The sequence below is a fragment of the Halogeometricum sp. CBA1124 genome, assembly GCF_009741955.1.
Lineage (GTDB): Archaea > Halobacteriota > Halobacteria > Halobacteriales > Haloferacaceae > Halogeometricum > Halogeometricum rufum.
Window position 1 is genome coordinate 1 of record NZ_WPCD01000372.1, and the last position, 1,252, is coordinate 1,252.

At 70.3% G+C, this 1,252-nt stretch carries 1 protein-coding gene and 1 pseudogene; both read right to left on the reverse strand.

The features are described from left to right. Positions 1-52: 52 nt before the first annotated feature. Positions 53-871, reverse strand: a complete 819-nt coding sequence (locus GJ632_RS21575) for a HAMP domain-containing protein (RefSeq protein ID WP_191453985.1) — start codon at positions 869-871, stop codon at positions 53-55. A 69-nt stretch (positions 872-940) separates the two neighbouring features. Beyond that, a pseudogene (locus GJ632_RS21580) lies at positions 941-1,252 on the reverse strand (hypothetical protein); the annotation flags it as partial.

Sequence of the window (1,252 nt, forward strand, 5' to 3'; positions counted from 1 at the left end):
TCGGCGTCCGCGAACCGCAGGTCGCCGCCCGACCCGTCGACGATCCAGTAGGTCAGCCAGAGGCCGAGGCTGCTCGCGTGTTCGAGGGCGGTCTCTCTGCCCTCGCGGATCGCTCTGCGTTCCTGTTCGGGGATGCCGGGACCGTTGTCGGTGACCGCGACGCGAACCCACTGTGAACCGGCGTCGGCGCGTCGTCCGCGACGGCCTCCGCCGGCGACCGACTGACGGTCGAGACGGACACGTCCACCCGCGGGTCGTCGGCGTCGTTGTGTTCGCAGGCGTTCTCGCAGACGTTCTCGACGGCGAGTCGGAGCGACGGCAGGGCGACGGCCGGCGCGGCGTCGGGCAGCGACGTCTCGAGTTCGACGGTCGGATACGACTCTCGGAGGTCCGTGACGACGTCGGAGACGACGCCGACCACCTCGACGCGGGTCGGCGACTGGTCGGCTTCGAGGGCGGTCTCGATCTGTCTGACGCGGTCGCTGAGGTTGGCGAGCGTCCGGCCGGCGTCGAGAATCGACCGGCCCGCTCCGGCTACCCGGTCGTCGTCGGCGACGTCCGCGACGACCTCGGCGTAGGTCAGGACGACCGTCAACTGGTTCCGCAGGTTGTGTCGGAGGACGCGGTACATCACTTCGAGCCGCTGCGTTCGCTCGCGGAGGGCGGCTTCGCGCGCGCGAAGCGTCGACGCGAGGTCGTTGAACCCGTCGCCGATCTGTTCCCACTCGGCGCCGCCGCGGAGCGACACCGACCGGTCGTAGTCGCCCGCGCCGAGGTCGGCGAACGCGTCGAGCAGTCGGTCGGTCTGTCGGAGGCTCGTGGCGTACTGCCAGTAGCCGAACCCGGCCATCACCAGCACGACGAGCCCCAACTGGCCGGCCTGAAACAGCGCCAGCGTGCGCAGTCTGGCGTCAAGCGCCGACCGGTCCTGCGAGACGGGTCACCGTCCACCCCGTCGATTCGACGGTCGCGACGCCTCGACGGACGATTCGAAGCGGCGGTTCCCGCCGTGGAGTTCCGCCCCGTCGTCGACGACGGTTACCGTCTGTCTGCTGGTGTCGAGGGGTGGCAACGCGTCGAACGTCGTCCGGGTGTCGAGGTAGATCGCACCCGCGAGGACGCCTTTCACCGCTCCCCGTTCGAATATCGGCGCGGCGAACACGAGGACGTACTCGCGGTGCCGTCGAGACGCTCGGCTCGCCGACGTCACATCCGGCCCTCGAGTGCCGCCTCGACGTACGCGGCGTCGCTC